The 19,157-nt window shown below is 73.1% G+C and carries 15 protein-coding genes and 1 riboswitch; of the genes, 6 read left to right on the top strand and 9 right to left on the bottom strand.

Features of this window, described 5'->3' with window-relative positions; genetic code table 11:
* Window positions 1–182 precede the first annotated feature (182 nt).
* Window positions 183–608, top strand: a complete 426-nt coding sequence (locus ACFOX0_RS03440; RefSeq protein ID WP_377541989.1) for a YrhK family protein — start codon at window positions 183–185, stop codon at window positions 606–608.
* Here the strand turns inward: ACFOX0_RS03440 and ilvC are convergent.
* The 4 genes from ilvC to ACFOX0_RS03420 all read right to left on the bottom strand — a co-directional run bounded on the left by ilvC (window position 592) and on the right by ACFOX0_RS03420 (window position 6,478).
* Window positions 592–1,653 carry a ketol-acid reductoisomerase gene (gene ilvC, locus ACFOX0_RS03435; protein ID WP_377541988.1) on the bottom strand — a complete coding sequence of 354 codons (1,062 nt, stop codon included), beginning with the start codon at window positions 1,651–1,653 and terminating at the stop codon, window positions 592–594. The genes ACFOX0_RS03440 and ilvC overlap by 17 nt on opposite strands.
* On the bottom strand, window positions 1,650–2,165 hold the full coding sequence (gene ilvN, locus ACFOX0_RS03430) for an acetolactate synthase small subunit (RefSeq protein WP_377541987.1): 516 nt from the start codon (window positions 2,163–2,165) through the stop codon (window positions 1,650–1,652). The genes ilvC and ilvN overlap by 4 nt, the downstream gene beginning before the upstream one ends.
* Before the next feature lie 61 nt (window positions 2,166–2,226).
* On the bottom strand, window positions 2,227–4,083 hold the full coding sequence (locus ACFOX0_RS03425) for an acetolactate synthase large subunit (RefSeq protein ID WP_377541986.1): 1,857 nt from the start codon (window positions 4,081–4,083) through the stop codon (window positions 2,227–2,229).
* A gap of 199 nt (window positions 4,084–4,282) precedes the next feature.
* Window positions 4,283–6,478, bottom strand: a complete 2,196-nt coding sequence (locus ACFOX0_RS03420; RefSeq protein WP_377542509.1) for a putative bifunctional diguanylate cyclase/phosphodiesterase — start codon at window positions 6,476–6,478, stop codon at window positions 4,283–4,285.
* A gap of 227 nt (window positions 6,479–6,705) precedes the next feature.
* Here ACFOX0_RS03420 and ilvD point away from each other — a divergent pair, with 227 nt between their 5' ends.
* Window positions 6,706–8,553 (top strand): dihydroxy-acid dehydratase, encoded by a 1,848-nt coding sequence (ilvD, locus tag ACFOX0_RS03415; RefSeq protein ID WP_377541985.1) that lies wholly within the window; start codon window positions 6,706–6,708, stop codon window positions 8,551–8,553.
* 37 nt (window positions 8,554–8,590) lie between these two features.
* Here the strand turns inward: ilvD and ACFOX0_RS03410 are convergent, their stop codons facing one another.
* Window positions 8,591–9,973 (bottom strand): pyridoxal phosphate-dependent decarboxylase family protein, encoded by a 1,383-nt coding sequence (locus tag ACFOX0_RS03410; protein ID WP_377541984.1) that lies wholly within the window; start codon window positions 9,971–9,973, stop codon window positions 8,591–8,593.
* Window positions 9,974–10,151: 178 nt separating this feature from the next.
* Here ACFOX0_RS03410 and ACFOX0_RS03405 point away from each other — a divergent pair, with 178 nt between their 5' ends.
* Together ACFOX0_RS03405 and ACFOX0_RS03400 are read left to right on the top strand one after the other, a co-directional pair.
* Window positions 10,152–11,180, top strand: a complete 1,029-nt coding sequence (locus ACFOX0_RS03405; protein WP_377541983.1) for a LacI family DNA-binding transcriptional regulator — start codon at window positions 10,152–10,154, stop codon at window positions 11,178–11,180.
* Between the two features lie 86 nt (window positions 11,181–11,266).
* Window positions 11,267–11,351: riboswitch (ZMP/ZTP riboswitch) on the top strand.
* A 106-nt stretch (window positions 11,352–11,457) separates the two neighbouring features.
* A complete protein-coding gene (locus tag ACFOX0_RS03400) occupies window positions 11,458–12,726 on the top strand; it encodes a serine hydroxymethyltransferase (RefSeq protein ID WP_449288845.1) in 1,269 nt (422 codons plus the stop codon).
* Between the two features lie 87 nt (window positions 12,727–12,813).
* Here the strand turns inward: ACFOX0_RS03400 and ACFOX0_RS03395 are convergent, their stop codons facing one another.
* Complete coding sequence (locus ACFOX0_RS03395; RefSeq protein ID WP_377541982.1) at window positions 12,814–15,459, bottom strand: putative bifunctional diguanylate cyclase/phosphodiesterase; 2,646 nt, start codon at window positions 15,457–15,459, stop codon at window positions 12,814–12,816.
* Between the two features lie 175 nt (window positions 15,460–15,634).
* Between ACFOX0_RS03395 and ACFOX0_RS03390 the strand changes: the two genes are divergently transcribed.
* A complete protein-coding gene (locus tag ACFOX0_RS03390; protein WP_377541980.1) occupies window positions 15,635–16,003 on the top strand; it encodes a PH domain-containing protein in 369 nt (122 codons plus the stop codon).
* A gap of 45 nt (window positions 16,004–16,048) precedes the next feature.
* Here ACFOX0_RS03390 and ACFOX0_RS03385 read toward each other — a convergent pair whose 3' ends face one another.
* From ACFOX0_RS03385 to ACFOX0_RS03375, 3 genes are read right to left on the bottom strand one after another with little or no spacing between them, the layout of a single operon-like run.
* Window positions 16,049–16,975 carry a 2-hydroxyacid dehydrogenase gene (locus ACFOX0_RS03385; RefSeq protein ID WP_377541979.1) on the bottom strand — a complete coding sequence of 309 codons (927 nt, stop codon included), beginning with the start codon at window positions 16,973–16,975 and terminating at the stop codon, window positions 16,049–16,051.
* Window positions 16,976–17,012: 37 nt separating this feature from the next.
* On the bottom strand, window positions 17,013–17,252 hold the full coding sequence (locus ACFOX0_RS03380; protein WP_377541978.1) for a hypothetical protein: 240 nt from the start codon (window positions 17,250–17,252) through the stop codon (window positions 17,013–17,015).
* Window positions 17,249–17,824, bottom strand: coding sequence for a hypothetical protein (locus ACFOX0_RS03375; protein ID WP_377541977.1), 576 nt, complete (start codon window positions 17,822–17,824; stop codon window positions 17,249–17,251). The genes ACFOX0_RS03380 and ACFOX0_RS03375 overlap by 4 nt, the downstream gene beginning before the upstream one ends.
* Window positions 17,825–17,924: 100 nt before the next feature.
* Between ACFOX0_RS03375 and ACFOX0_RS03370 the strand changes: the two genes are divergently transcribed.
* Complete coding sequence (locus ACFOX0_RS03370) at window positions 17,925–19,109, top strand: PQQ-dependent sugar dehydrogenase (protein ID WP_377541976.1); 1,185 nt, start codon at window positions 17,925–17,927, stop codon at window positions 19,107–19,109.
* Window positions 19,110–19,157 lie beyond the last annotated feature (48 nt).

Genomic DNA, 19,157 nt, shown 5'->3' with positions numbered 1-19,157 from the left:
CCGGAACCCCTCGACGGGACAGCGGCCGTGAGTGCCCTCACAAATCGGCCCGGTGTCCCCCATATGAGCTCAGGACACGTGAATCCAGCGCGCGTTTGACCGTCCCACACCCGGGTAGCGGCACAGATTCCGGCCGCGGAACAGTCCCCTACCGACCGTCGAAGGAGCGCCGAGGATTCGGTATGCCACAACAAAACCTGACCACCGGACGGCGTCGCAAGCTGCTCGCGTTCGTCCGTCGCTACCCGACCGTCCACCTGGTCATCGGCCTGGCCGGGAACGTCCTCTTCATCCTCGGCAGCCTGCTGTACGTGCTGGACGCCACACCCGTCGCCCGCTATCTCTTCCTTGTCGGCAGCTCCGCCATGTTCCTCGGAGCCCTGGGCGACATGGCCAGGGCCGTGGGCCGGCGAACCCTCCAGCGGCACGACATCGACCCGGCGACCGGGGGTGCCAACCGCGAACCGCTACCCGGCCCACCGGGGCGGACCGGGCACACGGTGCGGGCCGTGCCACGCCGACCCGTCGGCCGGCCGGCCGACCGTGCCCCGCGCGGTGGCAGCGCCGGGCACGGTCCGTCCGGGCGAACGGTCAGGCCGTCTCGGTGATCGGGCGATCCACCCAGCTCATCATGCCGCGCAGCTGGCGACCGGTCTCCTCGATGGGGTGCGCCGCACCCTCGGCCCGCAGCTTGGTGAAGTTGGGCCGGCCCGCGTCGTCCTCGGCGATCCACTCGCGGGCGAACTCGCCCGACTGGATCTCCCCGAGGATCTTGCGCATCTCCTCCTTGACCCGGCCGTCGATCACCCGCGGGCCACGCGAGTAGTCGCCGTACTCGGCGGTGTCGGAGATGCTGTAGCGCATCCGGGCGATGCCACCCTCGTACATCAGGTCGACGATCAGCTTCAGCTCGTGCAGGCACTCGAAGTAGGCGATCTCCGGGGCGTAGCCGGCCTCGGTGAGCACCTCGAAGCCGGTCTGCACCAGCGCCGACGCGCCGCCGCAGAGCACCGCTTGCTCGCCGAACAGGTCGGTCTCCGTCTCCTCCTTGAAGGTGGTCCTGATCACGCCGGCCCGGGTGCCGCCGATCGCCTTGGCGTAGGACAGCGCCAGCGCGAGCGCCTGACCGGTGGCGTCCTGCTCGACGGCGACCAGGCAGGGCACGCCCTTGCCGTCCACGTACTGGCGGCGGACCAGGTGACCTGGGCCCTTCGGGGCGACCATCGCCACGTCCACGTCGGCCGGCGGCTCGATGAAGCCGTACCGGATGTTGAGGCCGTGGCCGAAGAACAGCGCCTTGCCCGCGGTCAGGTGCGGCGCGATCGCCTCGGCGTAGACCGACCGCTGCGCCGTGTCCGGCGCGAGCACCATGATCACGTCGGCCTCGGCGCTGGCCTCGGCCGGGCTGAGCACCCGCAGCCCCTCCTCCTGCGCCTTGGCCCGGCTCTTCGAGCCCTCCGGCAGGCCGATCACCACGTCGACACCGGAATCGCGCAGCGACAGCGCGTGCGCGTGGCCCTGACTGCCGTAGCCCAGCACCGCGACCCGCTTCGCCTGGATCACGGCCAGGTCGGCGTCGTCGTCGTAGAACACCTCAGCGGTCATCTGACTCATTCCCTCTCGTACGACGGCCGTCGCGGCCGTCGCGGTCATGCGGCACGCAGCGCCGGGCCGGCGGTGATCGAACGGGATCCCCGTCCGATGGCCACCAGGCCGGACTGCACCATTTCCTTGATCCCGAACGGTTCGAGATCGCGCAGCAACGCGTCGAGCTTGTCGGCGGTGCCGGTGGCCTCGATGGTGAGGGTGTCCGGCGCGACGTCGACGACCCGGGCCCGGAACAGGCTGGCCGTCTCCATCACCTGCGACCGGGCCGCCCGGTCGGCCCGGACCTTGACCAGCAGCAACTCGCGGGCCACCGACACCGCCGGATCCAACTCCACGATCTTCAGTACGTTGACCAGCTTGTTGAGCTGCTTGGTGACCTGCTCCAGCGGCGAGGACTCGGCGTTGACCACGATGGTGATCCGGGAGACGTCCGGGTTCTCCGTCTCGCCGACGGCGAGCGAGTCGATGTTGAATCCGCGGCGGGAGAACAGCCCGGCCACCCGGGCCAGCACCCCCGGCTTGTTCTCCACGAGGACGGACAAGGTATGGATAGTCATGGCTGAGTCTCCTTCGTCATGCCCTCATGGCCCTCGCTGCGCTCGGTGCATTCGGTCATGACTAAATTTCGTCCTCGTCGAAGGTGGGGCGGACGCCCCGGGCGAACATGATCTCGTCGTTGCTGGTGCCGGCGGCCACCATCGGCCACACCATCGCGTCCTTGCCGACCACGAAGTCGACCACCACGGGCGCGTCGTCGATGGCCATCGCGGCCTCGATGGTCTTGTCCACGTCGTCGGCGTTCTCGCAGCGCAGCCCCACGCAGCCGAGCGCCTCGGCGAGCTTCACGAAGTCCGGGATGCGGTGCTTGTGGGTGCCCAGGTCGGTGTTGGAGTAGCGCTCGCCGTAGAACAGCGTCTGCCACTGCCGGACCATGCCGAGGTTGCCGTTGTTGATCACGGCGACCTTGATCGGGATGCCCTCCAGGGCACAGGTGGCCAACTCCTGGTTGGTCATCTGGAAGCAGCCGTCGCCGTCGATCGCCCACACGGTGGTGCCCGGCAGTCCGACCTTGGCGCCCATCGCCGCCGGCACCGCGTAGCCCATCGTGCCGAGACCACCGGAGTTCAGCCAGGTCTGCGGCTTCTCGTAGGAGATGAACTGCGAGGCCCACATCTGGTGCTGGCCGACGCCGGCCACGTAGACGGCGTCCGGGCCGACCAGCTCGCCCAGCCGCTTGATCACGTACTGCGGGGCGAGGGTGCCGTCGGCCGGCTCGTCGTAGCCCAGCGGGTAGCGGTTGCGCAGGTCGTCCAGCTGCGCCCACCAGTCGGTGCGGTCACCGATCCGGCCGGCGGCCTGCTCGCTGGCGCTGGCCGCGATCAGCTCGTCGATGACGTGCCGCGCGTCGCCGACGATCGGCACGTCGGCGTGCCGGTTCTTGCCGATCTCGGCCGGGTCGATGTCGGCGTGCACCACCGCCGCGCCGGGGGCGAACGAGTCGAGCTTGCCGGTCACCCGGTCGTCGAACCGGGCCCCCAGCGCGACGATCAGGTCCGCCTTCTGCAGGGCGTAGACGGCGGCGACGGTGCCGTGCATGCCCGGCATGCCCAGGTGCTGCGGGTGCGAGTCGGGGAACGCGCCGCGGGCCATCAGGGTGGTCACCACCGGGATGCCGGTCAGCTCGGCCAGCTTGCGCAGCGCCTCGGTGGCGCCGGCCTTGAGCACGCCGCCGCCGACGTACAGCACCGGGCGGCGGGCGGTGGTCATCAGCCGGGCGGCCTCGCGGATCTGCTTGCCGTGCGGGTGCAGGGTCGGCCGGTAGCCCGGCAGGTCCAGCGTCGGCGGCCAGCTGAACGTCGTCTGCGCCTGGAGGATGTCCTTGGGGATGTCCACCAGGACCGGGCCGGGCCGGCCGGTCGCGGCCAGGTGGAACGCCTCGGCCAGCACCTGCGGGATCTCCTCGGCGGTCTGCACGAGGTAGTTGTGCTTGGTGATCGGCAGGGTGATGCCCTGGATGTCCGCCTCCTGGAAGGCGTCCGAGCCGATCGTCGGGCTGGCCACCTGGCCGGTGATCGCGACGATCGGCACCGAGTCCATGTACGCGTCGGCGATCGGGGTGACCAGGTTGGTGGCGCCCGGCCCGGAGGTGGCGATGCAGACGCCCACCCGGCCGGTGGCCTGCGCGTAGCCGGTGGCGGCGTGTCCGGCCCCCTGCTCGTGGCGGACCAGGATGTGCCGCACGGTGGAGTCGTAGAGCGGGTCGTACGCCGGCAGGATCGCGCCGCCGGGGATGCCGAACGCCACCTCGACCCCGAGCGCCTCGAGGGACTTCACGAGCGAACCGGCCCCGGAGACCTGCACCGGCGCGGTGGCGCGTACGGCCGCGGCCGGCGCGACGGCGGCGGGGGTCGGCGCGGGCGGGTGGGTCCCGTGGTGCGCCCGTTGGGCGAGGGTCTCTGGCGTTGGTCGCGTCATGGCGGTTCAGGCCTTCGGCTCGGGTTCGACGATGTCCGGCGGTGCTCAAACGGTCGACGTCGGTGGTAGGTGACGGCGGCGGGCTACGGGTGTGACGGCAACAAAAAAGCCCTCGTGCAGATTGCACGGGGCCAGCGCACTCTCGTCAGCGAGAGTGCGCTCAGGTAAGTACTCGGAACGAGCTGGTGCCAGGCATGGGTCAAGCCTGCCGCATCTCACGCGATGAGTCAACTGATCTCACATTCTGAGCCGGAAGGCTGGCGGTGACCGCCTCCAACCGGGCCTCCAGGTGCTCGGCCGGCACTCCCCAGCCGAACAGGTGGCCCTGGCCGAACCGGCAGCCCGCCGCCACCACCGCGGCCAGTTCCCGCGGGTTGGTCACCCCCTCCGCGATCACCTCCAGCCCCAACTGGTGGCCGAGCCGCATCACCACGTCCACCATCGGCGCGAACGGCCGGTCCGGCCGGCCGTCGGCCCGGGCCGGCTCCTCCTCGGCGACCAGGCTGTGGTCGATCTTGAGGATGTCGATCGGCAGCCGGCGCAGTTGCCCCAGCGACGAGTAGCCGGCGCCGAAGTCGTCCAGCGCGATCCGTACGCCGGTCAGCCGCAGCGCCGTCAGCCGGCGGATCAACTCGTCCAGGTCGGTGGCCACGGCGTGCTCGGTGACCTCCAGCACCAACCGCTGCGGCGGCACCCGGTGCGCGCGCAGCGCCTCGGCCACCTGGACCACGTACTCCGGGGCGTGCAGCTCGCGCGGCGAGACGTTGACCGACACCCACACGTCGTGCCCGTCGGCCAGCCAGCGGGAGAGCTGGTGGCAGGCCCGGTGCAGCACCCAGGCGCCGAGTTCGGCGATCACGCCGCACTCCTCGGCCAGCGGGATGAACTCGTCCGGCCGGACGTTGCCCAGCTCGGGGTGGTGCCAGCGGAGCAGCGCCTCGGCGCCGACCGGGCGGACCGAGGGGATGGCCACCACCGGCTGGAACGCCAGCCGCAGCTCGTCCCGGGCCACCGCGCCGCGCAACTCCTGCTCCAACCGGGTACGCCGGCGCAGCAACTGGTCGTAGCTCACGTCGTACCGCTCGACCCGGTTCTTGCCGCACTGCTTGGCCCGGCGCAGGGCGAGGTCGGCGTGGCGCAGCAGGGCCTCGACGTCCGGCCCGGTCGACTGGTCCGCCACCCCGATGCTGGCCGACAGGTAGAGCTGGCCGTCCGGATGCGGGTACGCCCCGCCGAGCACCCCGAGCAGCCGCTCGGCGACCCGGCCCGCCTCCGCCGGACCGGCCCGCATCAGCACGGCGAACTCGTCCCCACCCAGCCGGGCGGCCACGTCACCGGGGCGCAGGTTGGCCCGCAGCCGCCGACCGACCTCGACCAGTACGGCGTCCCCGACGTCGTGCCCGCGCAGGTCGTTCACGGTCTTGAAACCGTCCAGATCCAGCCCGAGCAGGACCCGGGGCTGCTCCGAGGTGTCCTCGTGCAGGGCCCGCAGCAGCCCGCGGCGGTTGGCCAACCCGGTCAGCGGGTCGGTGTGCGCCAGCTCCCGGAAGTGCGCCTCCCGCTCGACCAGCCGGCCGGCGTAGCCACGCACGTCCCGCAGGGCCAACGACTGCCGGGCCACCAGGGCGAACCCCTCCACCGCGGCCGCGGCCACCCCCGGCAGGGTGAAGGCACCGTCGCGCAGCAGGTACAGCAGGCCGGCGCCGACCATCGCCGTCATCGGGAAGAACGCGTACACGCTGCCGCGCCAGATCAGGTCGATGTCCGGCACGCCGGCCACCCGGGGCGTACGGCTGGCCCAGGCCACCACCAGCAGGCCGGCCGCCACCGGTGGTACGCCGGCCAGGGCGACCACCGGACCGAGCTGGCAGATGCCGGCGGCCAGGGCCAGCCCGCCGACGGCCGCGGCGGTGGTGCCGCAGCCGGTCAACAGCAGTCGGCGCCGGGGCCGCGGTGCCCGGATCCCGACGATGCCGGTCAGCCCGACCGCACCCGCCGCGCTCATCGTGGCCAGCAGGATCGGGGGGCAGCCGGTCGGGGTGTCCGCGCCGAGCAGCCGGGTCGGCTCGCTGACCAGCACCCACCCGACGAACCACAGCGCCGCCGCGATGACCAGCGCGTCGAGCAGCAGGTGCATGGTCGCCACGCCGGTGTCGCCGACCCCGGGCAGCCGCAGCTGGCCCAGGCAGAGCGCGACGCCGCCGGCCGCGAAGCCGAGCGCGACCAGGCTGGCCAGCGTCATCCGCTGCGTCGGGTGGTGCTGCCAGTCGGTGGCGACGGTGGCCAGCCCGGCCAGCCCCACGATCAGGCTGACCGTGGCCAGCGCCGCGCCGGCCGCCAACCACAGCTGGGCCCGGCGGCGCGGGCCGGCCTGCCGGACCGCGGCGACGATCATGAGCACCGTCCCGGCACCGGCCGCCAGCCCACCCACCGCCGCGAAGATCGCCACCACCGAGGGGAGCCGCACGACATCAACTGTGCCCGATCGGCTCCAGCCGCGCCGCACCGGGCCGGGGTCCATGCCGTGCCCCGGACCCGGCCGCGGGCCGGCCGCGTCCCGAGTGGTGGAAGCCCGGCCGCGGCGGTGGTCCGCGCGGCGTCGACGGTGCAAGACTGGGTGTCATGCCTGACCTGCGGTCGAAGACCTCCACCCACGGCCGGACGATGGCCGGCGCCCGGGCGCTCTGGCGGGCCACCGGGATGACCGACGACGATTTCGGCAAGCCGATCGTGGCCATCGCCAACAGCTTCACCCAGTTCGTGCCGGGGCATGTGCACCTCAAGGACATGGGCGGCCTGGTCGCCGGGGCGGTGGCCGAGGCCGGCGGGGTGGGTCGTGAGTTCAACACCATCGCGGTCGACGACGGCATCGCCATGGGGCACGGCGGCATGCTCTACTCGCTGCCCAGCCGGGAGCTGATCGCCGACGCGGTCGAGTACATGGTCAACGCGCACTGCGCCGACGCGCTGGTCTGCATCTCCAACTGCGACAAGATCACGCCGGGGATGCTGCTGGCCGCGCTGCGGCTGAACATCCCCACCGTGTTCGTCTCCGGCGGCCCGATGGAGGCGGGTAAGACGGTCGCGGTCGAGGGCGTCGTGCACGACAAGATCGATCTGATCGACGCCATGATCGCTTCGTCGAACGAGGCGGTCACCGCCGACCAGCTCGACGAGATCGAGCGCTCCGCCTGTCCGACCTGCGGGTCGTGCTCGGGCATGTTCACCGCCAACTCGATGAACTGCCTGACCGAGGCGATCGGCCTGGCGCTGCCCGGGAACGGCTCGACGCTGGCCACCCACGCCGCGCGCCGGTCGCTGTTCGTCGAGGCCGGCCGCACCGCCGTGGCGATCGCCAACCGCTGGTACGGCGAGGACGACGCCTCGGTGCTGCCCCGCTCGATCGCCTCCCGGGCCGCGTTCGAGAACGCGGTGGCCCTGGACGTGGCGATGGGCGGTTCCACCAACACCGTGCTGCACCTGCTGGCCGCGGCCCGGGAGGCCGAACTGGACTTCACCGTGGCCGACATCGACGCCATCTCCCGCCGGGTGCCGTGCCTGGCCAAGGTCGCGCCGAACTCGCCGAAGTACCACATGGAGGACGTGCACCGGGCCGGCGGCATCCCGGCCATCCTGGGCGAGCTGGACCGGGCCGGGCTGCTGAACCGGGACGTGCGCGCCGTGCACGCCGACTCGCTGGCGACCTGGCTGGCCGACTGGGACGTCCGCGGCGGCGCCGCCCGGCCGGAGGCCGTCGAGCTGTTCCACGCCGCCCCGGGCGGGGTGCGCACCGTCGAGCCGTTCTCCACCACCAACCGGTGGGCGAGCCTGGACACCGACGCCGCCGACGGCTGCGTCCGGGACCGCGAGCACGCCTACTCCGCCGACGGCGGCCTGGCCATCCTGTACGGCAACCTGGCCCCGGACGGCGCCGTGGTGAAGACCGCCGGGGTGCCCGCCGAGTGCCTCACCTTCCGCGGCCCGGCCAAGGTCTTCGAGTCGCAGGAGGCGTCCGTGGACGCCATCCTGGGCAAGCGGGTGGTCGCCGGGGACGTGGTGGTGATCCGCTACGAGGGCCCGAAGGGCGGCCCGGGCATGCAGGAGATGCTCTACCCGACGTCGTTCCTCAAGGGCCGCGGACTCGGCCAGGCCTGCGCGCTGGTCACCGACGGCCGGTTCTCCGGCGGTACCTCCGGCCTGTCGATCGGGCACGCCTCCCCCGAGGCGGCCGCCGGCGGGTTGATCGCCCTGGTCGAGGACGGTGACGAGATCGTCATCGACATCCCGGCCCGGTCCATCGGGCTGAACGTGCCGGACGAGGCCCTCGCCGCCCGCCGGGTGGCCCAGGAGAAGCGGGACCGCCCGTACACGCCGGTGGACCGAGAGCGGCCGGTCTCCGCGGCGCTGCGGGCGTACGCGTCGATGGCCACCTCGGCCAGCGACGGCGCCTACCGCCGCGTCCCGGACTGAGCAGCGGCGCCCGAGCCGACCCGGCCCAGCCGTACCGTCATGCCGCGGCCTTCGCCAGCGCGGCCCGCAGGGCCTCGAAGATCCGGTCGTCGTCGGCCTCGTCGGTGCGCCAGTTGCTGAACGCGACCCGCAGCGCGGGCGTGCCGGCGTACACGGTGGGGGTCAGGAACGTCTCCCCGGACTCTGCCACGGCCCGCACCACGGCGGCCGGGTCGCCGGACGGCGCGAAGCAGACCACGTTGAGCCGCACCGGCGCCAGCAGCCGCACGCCGGGCAGCGCCGCCAGCCGCTCGCCGAGCCGGCGCGCCGAGGCGACGTTGCGCTCGACGATGTCGCGATGCCCGTCCGCCCCGTACGCGGTCAGCGAGAACCACGCCGGCAGCGCGCGCAACCGCCGGGAGTTCTCCGGGGTCAGGTGCAGGAAGTCCGGCTCGTCGGTCAGCTCGCCCAGGTACGCGGCGGTGTTCTGGAAGACCCGCGTCTGCAGGTCGCGGTGCCGGGTGAACTGCACCGCCGCGTCGTACGGCACGTTGAGCCACTTGTGCAGGTCGACGCAGACCGAGTCGGCCTCGGCGATCCCGTCCAGCAACGACGCGTACGCCGGGGACAGTCCCGCGAGACCGCCGAACGCGGCGTCCACGTGCAGCCAGAACGGGTGGTGTTCGCGCAGCGCGGCGATCGCCCGCAGGTCGTCGAAGTCGACCGTGTTCACCGTGCCGGCGTTGGCCACGACGACGGCCGGCCGCCCGTCCAGCGCCGCCAGCGCCTCGCCGAGCGCGTCGACGTCGACCGCCTCCCGCCCGGCCGGTACGGGCACCAGCCGTACGCTGCGGCGGCCGAGGCCGAGCATCGACAGCGCCTTGTAGACGCTCGAGTGCGGGGTGCCGGAGAGCACCGGGACCGAACCCAACGCCGACACGCCCGCCTCCGCCACCGGGACGCCGAGCCGCTCACCGAGCCACTCCCGGGCGATCGCCAGGCCGACGAAGGTGGACATCGTCGCGCCGGTGACGAAACTGCCGACGTGCCGGTCGCCGAGACCGACGATCTCCGCCAGCCAACGGACCGTCTCCCGTTCCAGCGCCGCGGCCGAGGAGTCCTCGCCGGAGGCGGCGTTCTGGTCGTAGGCGCTGGTGAGCCAGTCCCCCGCGACGGCGGCCGGGGTGGCGCCGCCGGTGACGAAACCGAGGTACCGCGGGCCGGCGCTGGCGGAGAAGCCCGGCTCCCACCGCCGGGTGAACCGCGCCAGGGCGCCGGCCAGCCCGACACCCTCGCGTGGCAGCGGATCCGCGGGCGGAGCCTGCGGGTCGCCCACCACCGGGCGGGTGTCCAGTCCGGCGAGTGCCCGTTCGGCGACGCCGCGGGTGGTTTCCAGCAGGTCCGGCAGGGACGCCAGGTCGTCGGCGAGTAGTGGGTGCATGGTCGGAGGCTAGCCAGCACGGCCGGGTACCGGCGGTGGCCAATACGGGCATCGTGGCCCCGGCCCGCCGGTCTGCCTACCCTTGACCGAACAGGTAGGTGCGCCCCGACATCCGGGCCTCGGTACCGTGCGGGAGTCAGAACCGGCCGGACGTCGCGCACCGAGCGAAGGAGCATCGTTGAAGCGGCCCACGATCGCGGATGTGGCCCGGCGGGCCGGGGTCTCCAAGGGTGCGGTCTCGTACGCCCTGAACGGGCAACCGGGGGTCTCCGAGGCCACCCGGCGACGGATCCAGGCCATCGCGCGGGAGATCGGCTTCAACCCCAGCAGCGCCGCCCGGGCGCTCTCCGGCGCCTCGGCCAACGCGGTCGGGTTGACCCTGTGCCGACCGGCCCGGGTCCTCGGCATCGAGCCGTTCTTCATGGAGCTGATCAGCGGCGTGGAGGCGACCCTGTCGGACCGGGGTTACGCGTTGACCCTCCAGGTGGTCGCCGACCCGGACGCGGAGATCGCCGTCTACCGCCGGTGGTGGGGCGAGCGTCGGGTGGACGGCGTACTCGTCTGCGACCTGCGGATCGACGACCGGCGGGTGCCGGTGCTGGAAGAGCTGGGCCTGCCCGCGGTGGTGATCGGCGGTCCGGGACACAGCGGCGGGCTGGCCAACGTGTGGTCCGACGACGCGGCCGCGCTGGAGGAGGCGGTCCGCTACCTGATCGCGCTCGGACACCGGCGGATCGCCCGGGTCGGCGGCCTGGCCGGCCTGTTGCACACCGAGATCCGGTCGGCAGCGTTCACCGTCATCTGCGAACGCCTCGGCGTCGCCGACGCGGTCTCCGTGCCGTCGGACTACACCGGGGAGGAGGGCGCCCGGGCCACCCGCCGGTTGCTCAGCTCCGCCGACCGCCCGACCGCGGTGATCTACGACAACGACGTCATGGCGGTCGCCGGCCTGTCGGTCGCGCAGGAGATGGGCATCGTGGTGCCGACCGACCTGTCCATCGTCGCCTGGGACGACTCGCCGCTGTGCCGGCTGGTGCACCCGCCGCTGACCGCCCTGGGCCGGGACATCCCGGCGTACGGCGCGCACGCCGCCCGCCGTCTGCTGGCCGCGATCGCCGGCGAGCCGGTCGGCCCGTACCAGGACGAGACCGCGCGGCTGAGCCCGCGCGGCAGCACCGCCCCACCCCGCCGCCCGCACCCCGGCTGACCACCCCGCCGCCCCGCCGGGCGGACACGCCGGTCGCCCCGTGCCGTGCCGGGCCGGACGGCGCGGGGCGGACCGGATAGCATCGGCGGCGTACTCGCGACTGGCGCGGCGAGGTGGAAGCGACCACCGGGGAGCGACCGGAAGCGTGCACCGCGCGCCTGGGTGCACGTCGACCAGCATGACCAGGCCGTCCGGCGGACACCGGCCGGCGTTCCGCTCCCGCGCGGCGGGCCTATGCTCGCCGCCGGCAAGTGTCGACAAGCCAGGAGGAGACCTCGTGCACGTACCCCCGATGCCCGGCCTGACCGCCGCGGACCCGCAACTGGCCGCCCTGATCGAGGGTGAGGCGCGGCGCCAGCACGACAAGCTGCGGATGATCGCCTCGGAGAACTACGTCTCGCAGGCGGTGCTGGAGGCGAGCGGCACCGTGTTGACCAACAAGTACTCGGAGGGCTACGCCGGCCGCCGGTACTACGAGGGTCAGCAGTTCGTCGACCAGATCGAGACGCTGGCGATCGAGCGGGCCCGGGAGCTGTTCGGCGTCGACCACGCCAACGTCCAGCCGTACTCCGGTTCGCCCGCCAACCTGGCCGTCTACCTGGCGTTCCTCTCCCCCGGTGACAAGGTGATGGGGATGTCGCTGCCGATGGGCGGTCACCTCACCCACGGCTGGTCGGTCTCGGCCACCGGCAAGTGGTTCACCCCGGTGCGGTACAACGTCTCGAAGGAGACCGGCCGGATCGACCTGGACGAGGTGCGGGACACCGCGCTCCGGGAGCGGCCCAAGGTGATCTTCTGTGGTGGTACGGCGGTGCCCCGGATCATCGACTTCGCCGGCTTCGCGGAGATCGCCCGGGAGATCGGCGCGGTGCTGGTGGCCGACATCGCGCACATCGCCGGTCTGGTCGCCGGTGGCGCGCACCCGTCGCCGGTGGGGCACGCCGACGTGATCACCACCACGACGCACAAGACCCTGCGCGGCCCGCGCGGTGCGATGATCATGACCACCGCCGAGCACGCCGCCGCCGTCGACAAGGCGGTCTTCCCCGGCCTGCAGGGCGGCCCGCACAACCACACCACCGCCGGCATCGCGGTCGCGTTGCGCGAGGCGGCCGAGCCGGCCTTCCGGGAGTACGCCCACCAGATCGTCGCCAACTCGAAGGCGCTGGCCACCGCGTTGACCGAACGCGGCTTCGCCCTCTCCTCCGGCGGCACCGACAACCACCTCATCCTGGCCGACCTGACCGGCAAGGGGATCGGCGGCAAGCCGGCCGCGCAGGCGCTGGACCGGGCCGGCATCGAACTGAACTACAACACCGTCCCGTACGACACCCGCAAGCCGTTCGACCCGTCCGGGATCCGGCTCGGCACCGCCGCGCTGACCACCCGCGGCCTCACCGAGGAGCGGATGCCGCAGGTGGCGGCCTGGATGGACGCCGCCATCGACGCGGCGATCAAGGACGACGAGGCGGGCCTCGACCGCATCGCCGGTGAGGTCGCCGACCTGCTGGCGGATTACCCGATGCCGGGCTTCGCCCGCGACTGAGTCCCCGTCGTCGATCGCGCCGGGCCCGTACCGGCCGGCCGGATTCCGGCCCGCTCCGGTCGGGCTCGGCGCGATCACGAGGGTCCGTCAGCGGGACGCGGTGGGAAATTCCTCCAGGTACGCCTCCACCCGTTCCGGCGGGGCCGGGTGGGAGAGGGCGAAGCCCTGCCCGTAGCGGCATCCCGCCGCCCGCGCCTGGTCGACCTGGGCGGTCGACTCCAGTCCCTCCGCGACGATCTCCAGGCCGAGTCGACGGCCCAGGCTGACCACCACGTCGATCAACGGCCGGTCGGAGCCCTGCCAGCTGGTGTGGTCCGTCACCAGCCGTCTGTCGATCTTGACGAAGTCCGCCGGCAGCCGGCGCAGGTGCACCAGCGACGCCTGGCCGCTGCCGAAGTCGTCCAGCGCGGTCCGTACGCCCAGCGCGCGCAGCCCGGCGAGCTGGCTGACCACGGATTGCGGATGATCGGTCAGTCGCGGTTCGGCGAGTTCCACCACCAGGCGTTCGGGCGCCAGCCGGTGCGCGGCCAGCGTCTCGGTCACCCGGCTGACGAAACCCGGCGCGACCAGTTCCTCGGGCAGCACGTTGACCGACATCCACAGGGTTCGGCCGCCGGCCGACCAGCGGGCGAGCTGCCGGCAGGCGGTATGCAGGACCCACTGCCCGATCTCCTCGGTGATGCCGAGGTCCCGGGCCGACGAGAAGATCTCGGCGGGCAGCACCGTACCCAAGACCGGACTGCGCCAACGCAACAACGCCTCGACGCCGGCAGGTTGCCCGTCCCGCAGCTCGACGATCGGTTGGTAGGCCAGATCGAACTCGCCCCGGGCCACCGCGCCGGGCAGTTCCCGTTCGACGTCCAGCCGGCGGACCAGTTCCTGCTCCAGGTAGGCGTCGTACCACTCGACCCGGTTGCGACCGAGCTGGCCGGCCCGTCGGCGGGCCAGGCCGGCGCGGCGCAGCACGTTCTCCACGTCGTCGCCGCCGGACAGCTCGGCCAGGCCGATGCTGGCCTGGAGGTGCACGGTGGCGCCGGGCAACCGGTACGGCTCGGTCAGCGCGCCGACCAGCCGGGTGCCCAGGGCGTACGCCGGCATCGGCCCGTCCACCGTCAACACCGCGAACTCGTCACCGGTCAGCCGGGCCAGCACGTCGTCCCGGCCGGCCACCGCCCGCAGCCGTCGACCCGCCTCGACCAGCACGGTGTCCCCCACGGTCCGGCCCCGGACGTCGTTGATGCCGGCCAGCCCGTGCAGTTCGATCACGAGCACCGCGCCGGTGTGCCCGGCGACCGCCCGCTGGGTGACGATGGCCCGCATCAGCTCCCGACGGTTGGCCAGCCCGGTGAGCTGGTCGGTGAAGGAGAGCTGGTGCAGGGTGTGTGCCAGCCGGTGCCGTTCGCCGACGTCGCGGACGTGCACCACCAGCGCGGCCACCTCCGGCACCTGCCGCTGGTCGCTGATCGTCGACTCGGTCTGCCGCAGGTCGCCGTGGCCGTCCCGCAGTCGGGCGGTGACCAGCGGAGGCGTGGGCGCCGCGCCGGGCCGGCGGGCCAGCACCCGGGTGAACGCGGCGGTGACGTCCCCGGCGTCGTCGGGGTGCATCAGGTCGGCGAACGGTCGGCCGACCACCTCGGCGTCGGAGAGCCCGAAGAGTCGGGCGGCGGCCGGTGACTGCCAGCGCACCAGCAGGTCGTCGCCGACCATCAGGATCAGGTCGTTCGCGCCGGACACCAGCGACCGGAAGTGCGCCTCCTGCGCGGCCAGCCGCCGGGCGTACCGGCGCACGTCCAGGACGGCGAGGATCTCCCGGACCACCAGGGCCGGGATGGCGGCGAGCCCGATCAGACTGGCGGTGCGGTCGAAGCCGCCGTACCGGGTCAGGTGGTAGACCGCCGCCAGTGTCGCCACCACCGCCGGGCCGGTGAGCAGCGGGTACGCCGCCAGCTGCACCTCCGGCGCGTCGGGTGGCACCGGACGGCCCACCGGTTCGGCGGCCCGGGCGCCGACGACGGTCAGCGCCGGGCCGAGGCACATCGCCACCGCCGCGACCGGCGGCAACCAGCCGGGGCGACCCAGCGCCGACGCCGTCACCAGGCCGGTCAGGCCGAGCACGGCGACGCCGGCACCCGACCCGCACAGCCAGGCGGCCGGCCGGTGCGCGAAGGCGCGCAGCGCGGTGACCGTGAAGATCGACAGCGCCCCGGCCGCGATCAACGCGGCGGCCAGCACCAGCGGTGGGCGGGCCACCGGCGGGAGCACCACCCAGCCGGCGAAGGCCAGGCTCGCGGCCAGGCTGAGACCGTCGAACCCCCGACGCAGCCGGGTCGCCACGGTACGGGCGGCGCCGGGCAGCAACAGCATGCCCAGCAAATACATGGCGACGGCGGCGGACAGTCCGACGAAGGCCAGCGAGGCCCGGCCGCCGGGCGCGACCAGCGGCAGCGCGCCGGCGGTCAGGGCGGTGGCCAGCGCGCCCATCCCGAGGTAGCCGGCGCCCCGGCACGGGCCGAAGCTGCGTTGGTCGGCGTGGATGGCCAGCGCCAGCCGGACCAGCCGGACGGTGGCGATCCCGGCGGCCACGCCGACCGTGCCGGCCACCACCCGGTACGCCGACAGCCCGACCAGTGCGGCGACGGGCACCCCGACGGCCGCCACCACGACGGTGACGACATCCAACGGCCGCGGCAGGAACCAGCGGGCCGGCGCCTCGGGGTGCTGCGCTCCGGACACGAAGGGGCCTTTGTGAGGGGTTCACGGACGGTACGGGCGACACCGGCCGAGAACCGGGCCACCACCTCAACGATCGATCGGGGTTTCGGTTACGCAACAGTGATTCTTCCGCCTCCAGGGCGGGCGGCGCACCACCCGCGGCTCCGACGGTCGGACCGGATGCGAAAATTGCCAGGTGAGCAGCGCCGATCTCGTCCGTTTCCGGCACAGCCAGGCGATCTGGGTGGCCGCGATCATCGCCTTCCTGGGTGCCCTGCCGTTGGCCAGTGTCCGTTGGTTCCTCACCCCGATCCTGCTCATCCCGGTCGCGATCGGGGTCTGGTCCTGGCGGGCGGGCACCGACGCGGACGGGACCGGCCTGCGCGTCCGGGCCCTGTTCGCGCAGCGCCGGATCGGCTGGCCGGAGGTACGCGAGTTGGCCGGCGACGAGCAGGGCCGCGCGGTGGCGTTGCTCACCGACGGCCGACGCACCCCGCTGCCCGCGGTCCGGGTCGCCGACCTGCCCCGCCTGGTCGCCGCGAGCGGCCGCAACCTGGACCGTTAGCGGAACCTGGCGCGTGGGTGCCCGACGGATTCGCGGCCGACCGGCTCAGTAGCCGTCGACGACCTCGTTGAGCGCCGGTTCGCCGGCCACGTACCGGCGCAGTTGCCGCCCGACGAGCCGGTAGGCACGGGGCAGCAGCCCGCGTACCGCGCCGCCGACGTGCGGGGTGATCAGCACGTTCGGCAGGTCCCAGAGCGGATGCCCGGCCGGTAGCGGCTCGGGATCGGTGACGTCGACAGCGGCGCCGAGCCGGCCCGACGAGGTCTCGGCCACCAGTGCGTCGGTGTCCACCACCGGCCCCCGCGCGCCGTTGACCAGCAGCGCGCCGTCCCGCATCGCGGCCAGGAACCGGGCGTCCACCAGGCCGCGGGTCCGGTCGGTGAGCGGCACGATCAGCACCACCACGTCGGCGGCGGGCAGCAGCCCGGGCAGGTCGTCGACGCCGTACACGCCCTCGGCCGGCCGGGCGGTGCGGGCCACCCGGGTCAGTTCCACCTCGAACGGCGTCAGCCGGGCGGCCAGCGCCGCCCCGATCGACCCGGCGCCGACGATCAGGATCCGCTTGCCGGCCAGTTCGTCGGTGGGCAGGAAGTCGACGTCGGCCCATTCGTGCCGGGCCTGGGCCCGGGCGAAGTCCGGGAAGGACCGCAGGTGGGCCAGGATCGCGGTGACCACCCACTCCGCGGTGGACGAGTCGTGCACGCCGCGCGCGTCGCAGAGGGTGACCCCGGCCGGCAGCCGACCGATCCAGGCGTCCGCCCCGGCCGAGAGCAACTGGACCAGCCGCAGGTCGGGCAGCCCGACGGCCAGATCGGCCGCGTCCGCCTGGGCCAGGAACGGCGGCACCCAGAACTGCACCCCGGCCGGATCGGACGGCGGCCTGGTCGGGTCCTCGGCGACCTCCACCAGGACACCGTCGGGGATGTCGCCGAGCAGTTCCCGGCCCGTCTCGTGCGGAATCCATACCTTCACGCCGACCGACGATAGCCACTGCGCCGCGCCGCCGCGTTCAGGTGGTGAGGGCTTCCCGCCCGACGTACGTCCCGCGCTGCGGCACGGTGTAGACCAGTCCCCGCTCGCGGAGGTGGCCAAGCGGGAAACCTTCGTCCAGCTCGACGGTCTCCAGGTCATGCGGCCCCGGACGCCCGTCAACCGGTCCGGCCGGCACGGCTGACGCGCCACCCGCCGGCCACCACCGGCTGGGCGCCGGCCGGCCGGCGTACGTGTCGCCGGCCGGCCGGCGTCTCAACCGACGTCGGGGCCGCGGCGGCGCAGTTCGTCGACCGCGCCGAGGGCGCCGCGCAGCTCGGTCAGCCAGTCGCCGGTGTGCTCACCGACCAGGCGTACGCACCAGGCCAGCGCGTCCGACCGGGACCGGGCCACCCCGGCGTCGACCAGGGTGTCCAGCACCTGCCGCTCGGGTTGCCGCAGTCGGGTCATCACCGGCACGGACAGGTTCGTGAACAGCTCCCGGCTGTCGCCGCACTCGGCGCCCCAGGCGACCTTGCGCTGGTAGCGGTGTTCGAGCTGCTGAGCGATCTTGATGCGTTGCTCCCGGGTGTCCTCCCGGTGCTGGCTGATCCGGCCGGCCTCGGCCGCGGACCGGTCGGCAGCGGTCGCGTCCTCGGCCAGCGTCGGCGCGCCGAGCCGACCCACGATCAGGATCTCGTCCCGGTCCACCACCACCCGGGGCGGTTCGGCGAACCAGCCGTCCGGGACGGCACCGGCGACCCAACCGGCGACGTCGTCGGCCGGCGGCGGCTCGGCACGCCCTCCCGCCGGCCGTCCCCATCCAGGCCCTGCGAAGTGCTTCTCTCTCATCATCCACCTCCTAATTACATGATTACACCATTACTCAGTTACTCGACAAGTGACCGCTGGGTGACGTCGGGGAACGGTGGGGGCGACTAGGGTGAACGGTGTGAAGGCTCGTCCCCCGTACCCTCGCTCCGGCCGGACGCGTGCGGCCGTCGCGCTGTGCGCGGCGGCCGTGTTGGCCGTCTCCGGTTGTTCGTTCGGTAGGCCCCCGCCGGACCCGGCGGGCGAACCGCCCCGCTTCCCCACCCCGTCCGCGACCACCGGCGCCGACCAGCAGGTGGTGGCGTCGGTGCTGGCCAAAGGGCTGCGCGTGCCGTGGGGGGTGGCTTTCCTGCCGGACGGCGGCGCGCTGGTCACCGAGCGGGACAGCGCCAAGATCCTCAAGGTCGGTCCGGAGTCCGGCCCGGACGGCCTGAAGGTCAGCACCGTGCAGACCCTCACCGAGGTCGACGCGGACGGCGAGGGCGGGTTGATGGGGATCGCCGTCTCGCCCGCCTACCAGACCGACCGGACCGTCTTCGTCTACTACTCCACCGGCACCGACAACCGGATCGCCAAGCTCACCCTCGGCGCCCCGCCGACCCCGATCGTGACCGGCATCCCGCTGTCCGGCATCCACAACGGGGGCCGGCTGGCGTTCGGGCCGGACGGCTTCCTCTACGCCACCACCGGGGACGCCTCACAGCGGGGCAACGCCCAGGACCCGAAGAGCCTCGGCGGCAAGATCCTGCGGATGCGGCCGGACGGCAGGCCGGCGCCGGGCAACCCGTTCTCCAACTCGCTGGTCTGGTCGCTGGGCCACCGCAACGTGCAGGGCATCGCCTGGGACGCGCAGAAACGGCTGTACGCCTCGGAGTTCGGCCAGAACGCCTGGGACGAGATCAATCTGATCGAGCCGGGGAAGAACTACGGCTGGCCGGAGGTCGAGGGCAACGACGAGACAGCGACCGGACCCGGCGGCGACGCGAAGTTCGTCAAGCCGTTGCAGGTGTGGCGGACCACCGAGGCGTCCTGCTCCGGAGTGGCCGTCGTGGACCGGACGGTGGTCACCGCCTGCCTGCGCGGCGAGCGGCTGTGGCTGGTGGACCTGACCGCCAGCGGTAGCGTCCTCGGCAAACCCCGCGCGCTGTTCACCAACCAGTACGGTCGGCTGCGCACCGTCGTCGTCGCGCCGGACGGCTCGCTGTGGATCACCACCTCGAACCACGACGGCCGGGGCAAGCCCCGGTCCGACGACGACCGGATCATCCGGCTGGTCCTCTCCGGCGGCGGCGCCGGCAAGAGCTGACACCGGTTCTCGACGTTTGCCAAGATCTCAACGGGGGCAGGTCAGAAT

It is taken from the genome of Micromonospora zhanjiangensis (genome assembly GCF_042650605.1).
Classification (GTDB): Bacteria; Actinomycetota; Actinomycetes; order Mycobacteriales; family Micromonosporaceae; genus Micromonospora_J; species Micromonospora_J zhanjiangensis.
The sequence above is the reverse complement of the archived record's forward strand: the minus strand, read 5'-3'. Positions and strand labels throughout refer to the sequence as shown.

What these genes read in the sequence shown, in the direction of transcription:
- ACFOX0_RS03440 (WP_377541989.1), top strand. Translation starts at nt 183, where the DNA reads ATGCCACAACAAAACCTGACCACCGGACGGCGTCGCAAGCTGCTCGCG.
- ACFOX0_RS03375 (WP_377541977.1), bottom strand. Translation starts at nt 17,824, where the DNA reads ATGAGAGAGAAGCACTTCGCAGGGCCTGGATGGGGACGGCCGGCGGGA.
- ACFOX0_RS03420 (WP_377542509.1), bottom strand. Translation starts at nt 6,478, where the DNA reads ATGATCGTCGCCGCGGTCCGGCAGGCCGGCCCGCGCCGCCGGGCCCAG.
- ACFOX0_RS03410 (WP_377541984.1), bottom strand. Translation starts at nt 9,973, where the DNA reads ATGCACCCACTACTCGCCGACGACCTGGCGTCCCTGCCGGACCTGCTG.
- ilvD (WP_377541985.1), top strand. Translation starts at nt 6,706, where the DNA reads ATGCCTGACCTGCGGTCGAAGACCTCCACCCACGGCCGGACGATGGCC.
- ilvN (WP_377541987.1), bottom strand. Translation starts at nt 2,165, where the DNA reads ATGACTATCCATACCTTGTCCGTCCTCGTGGAGAACAAGCCGGGGGTG.
- ilvC (WP_377541988.1), bottom strand. Translation starts at nt 1,653, where the DNA reads ATGACCGCGACGGCCGCGACGGCCGTCGTACGAGAGGGAATGAGTCAG.
- ACFOX0_RS03425 (WP_377541986.1), bottom strand. Translation starts at nt 4,083, where the DNA reads ATGACGCGACCAACGCCAGAGACCCTCGCCCAACGGGCGCACCACGGG.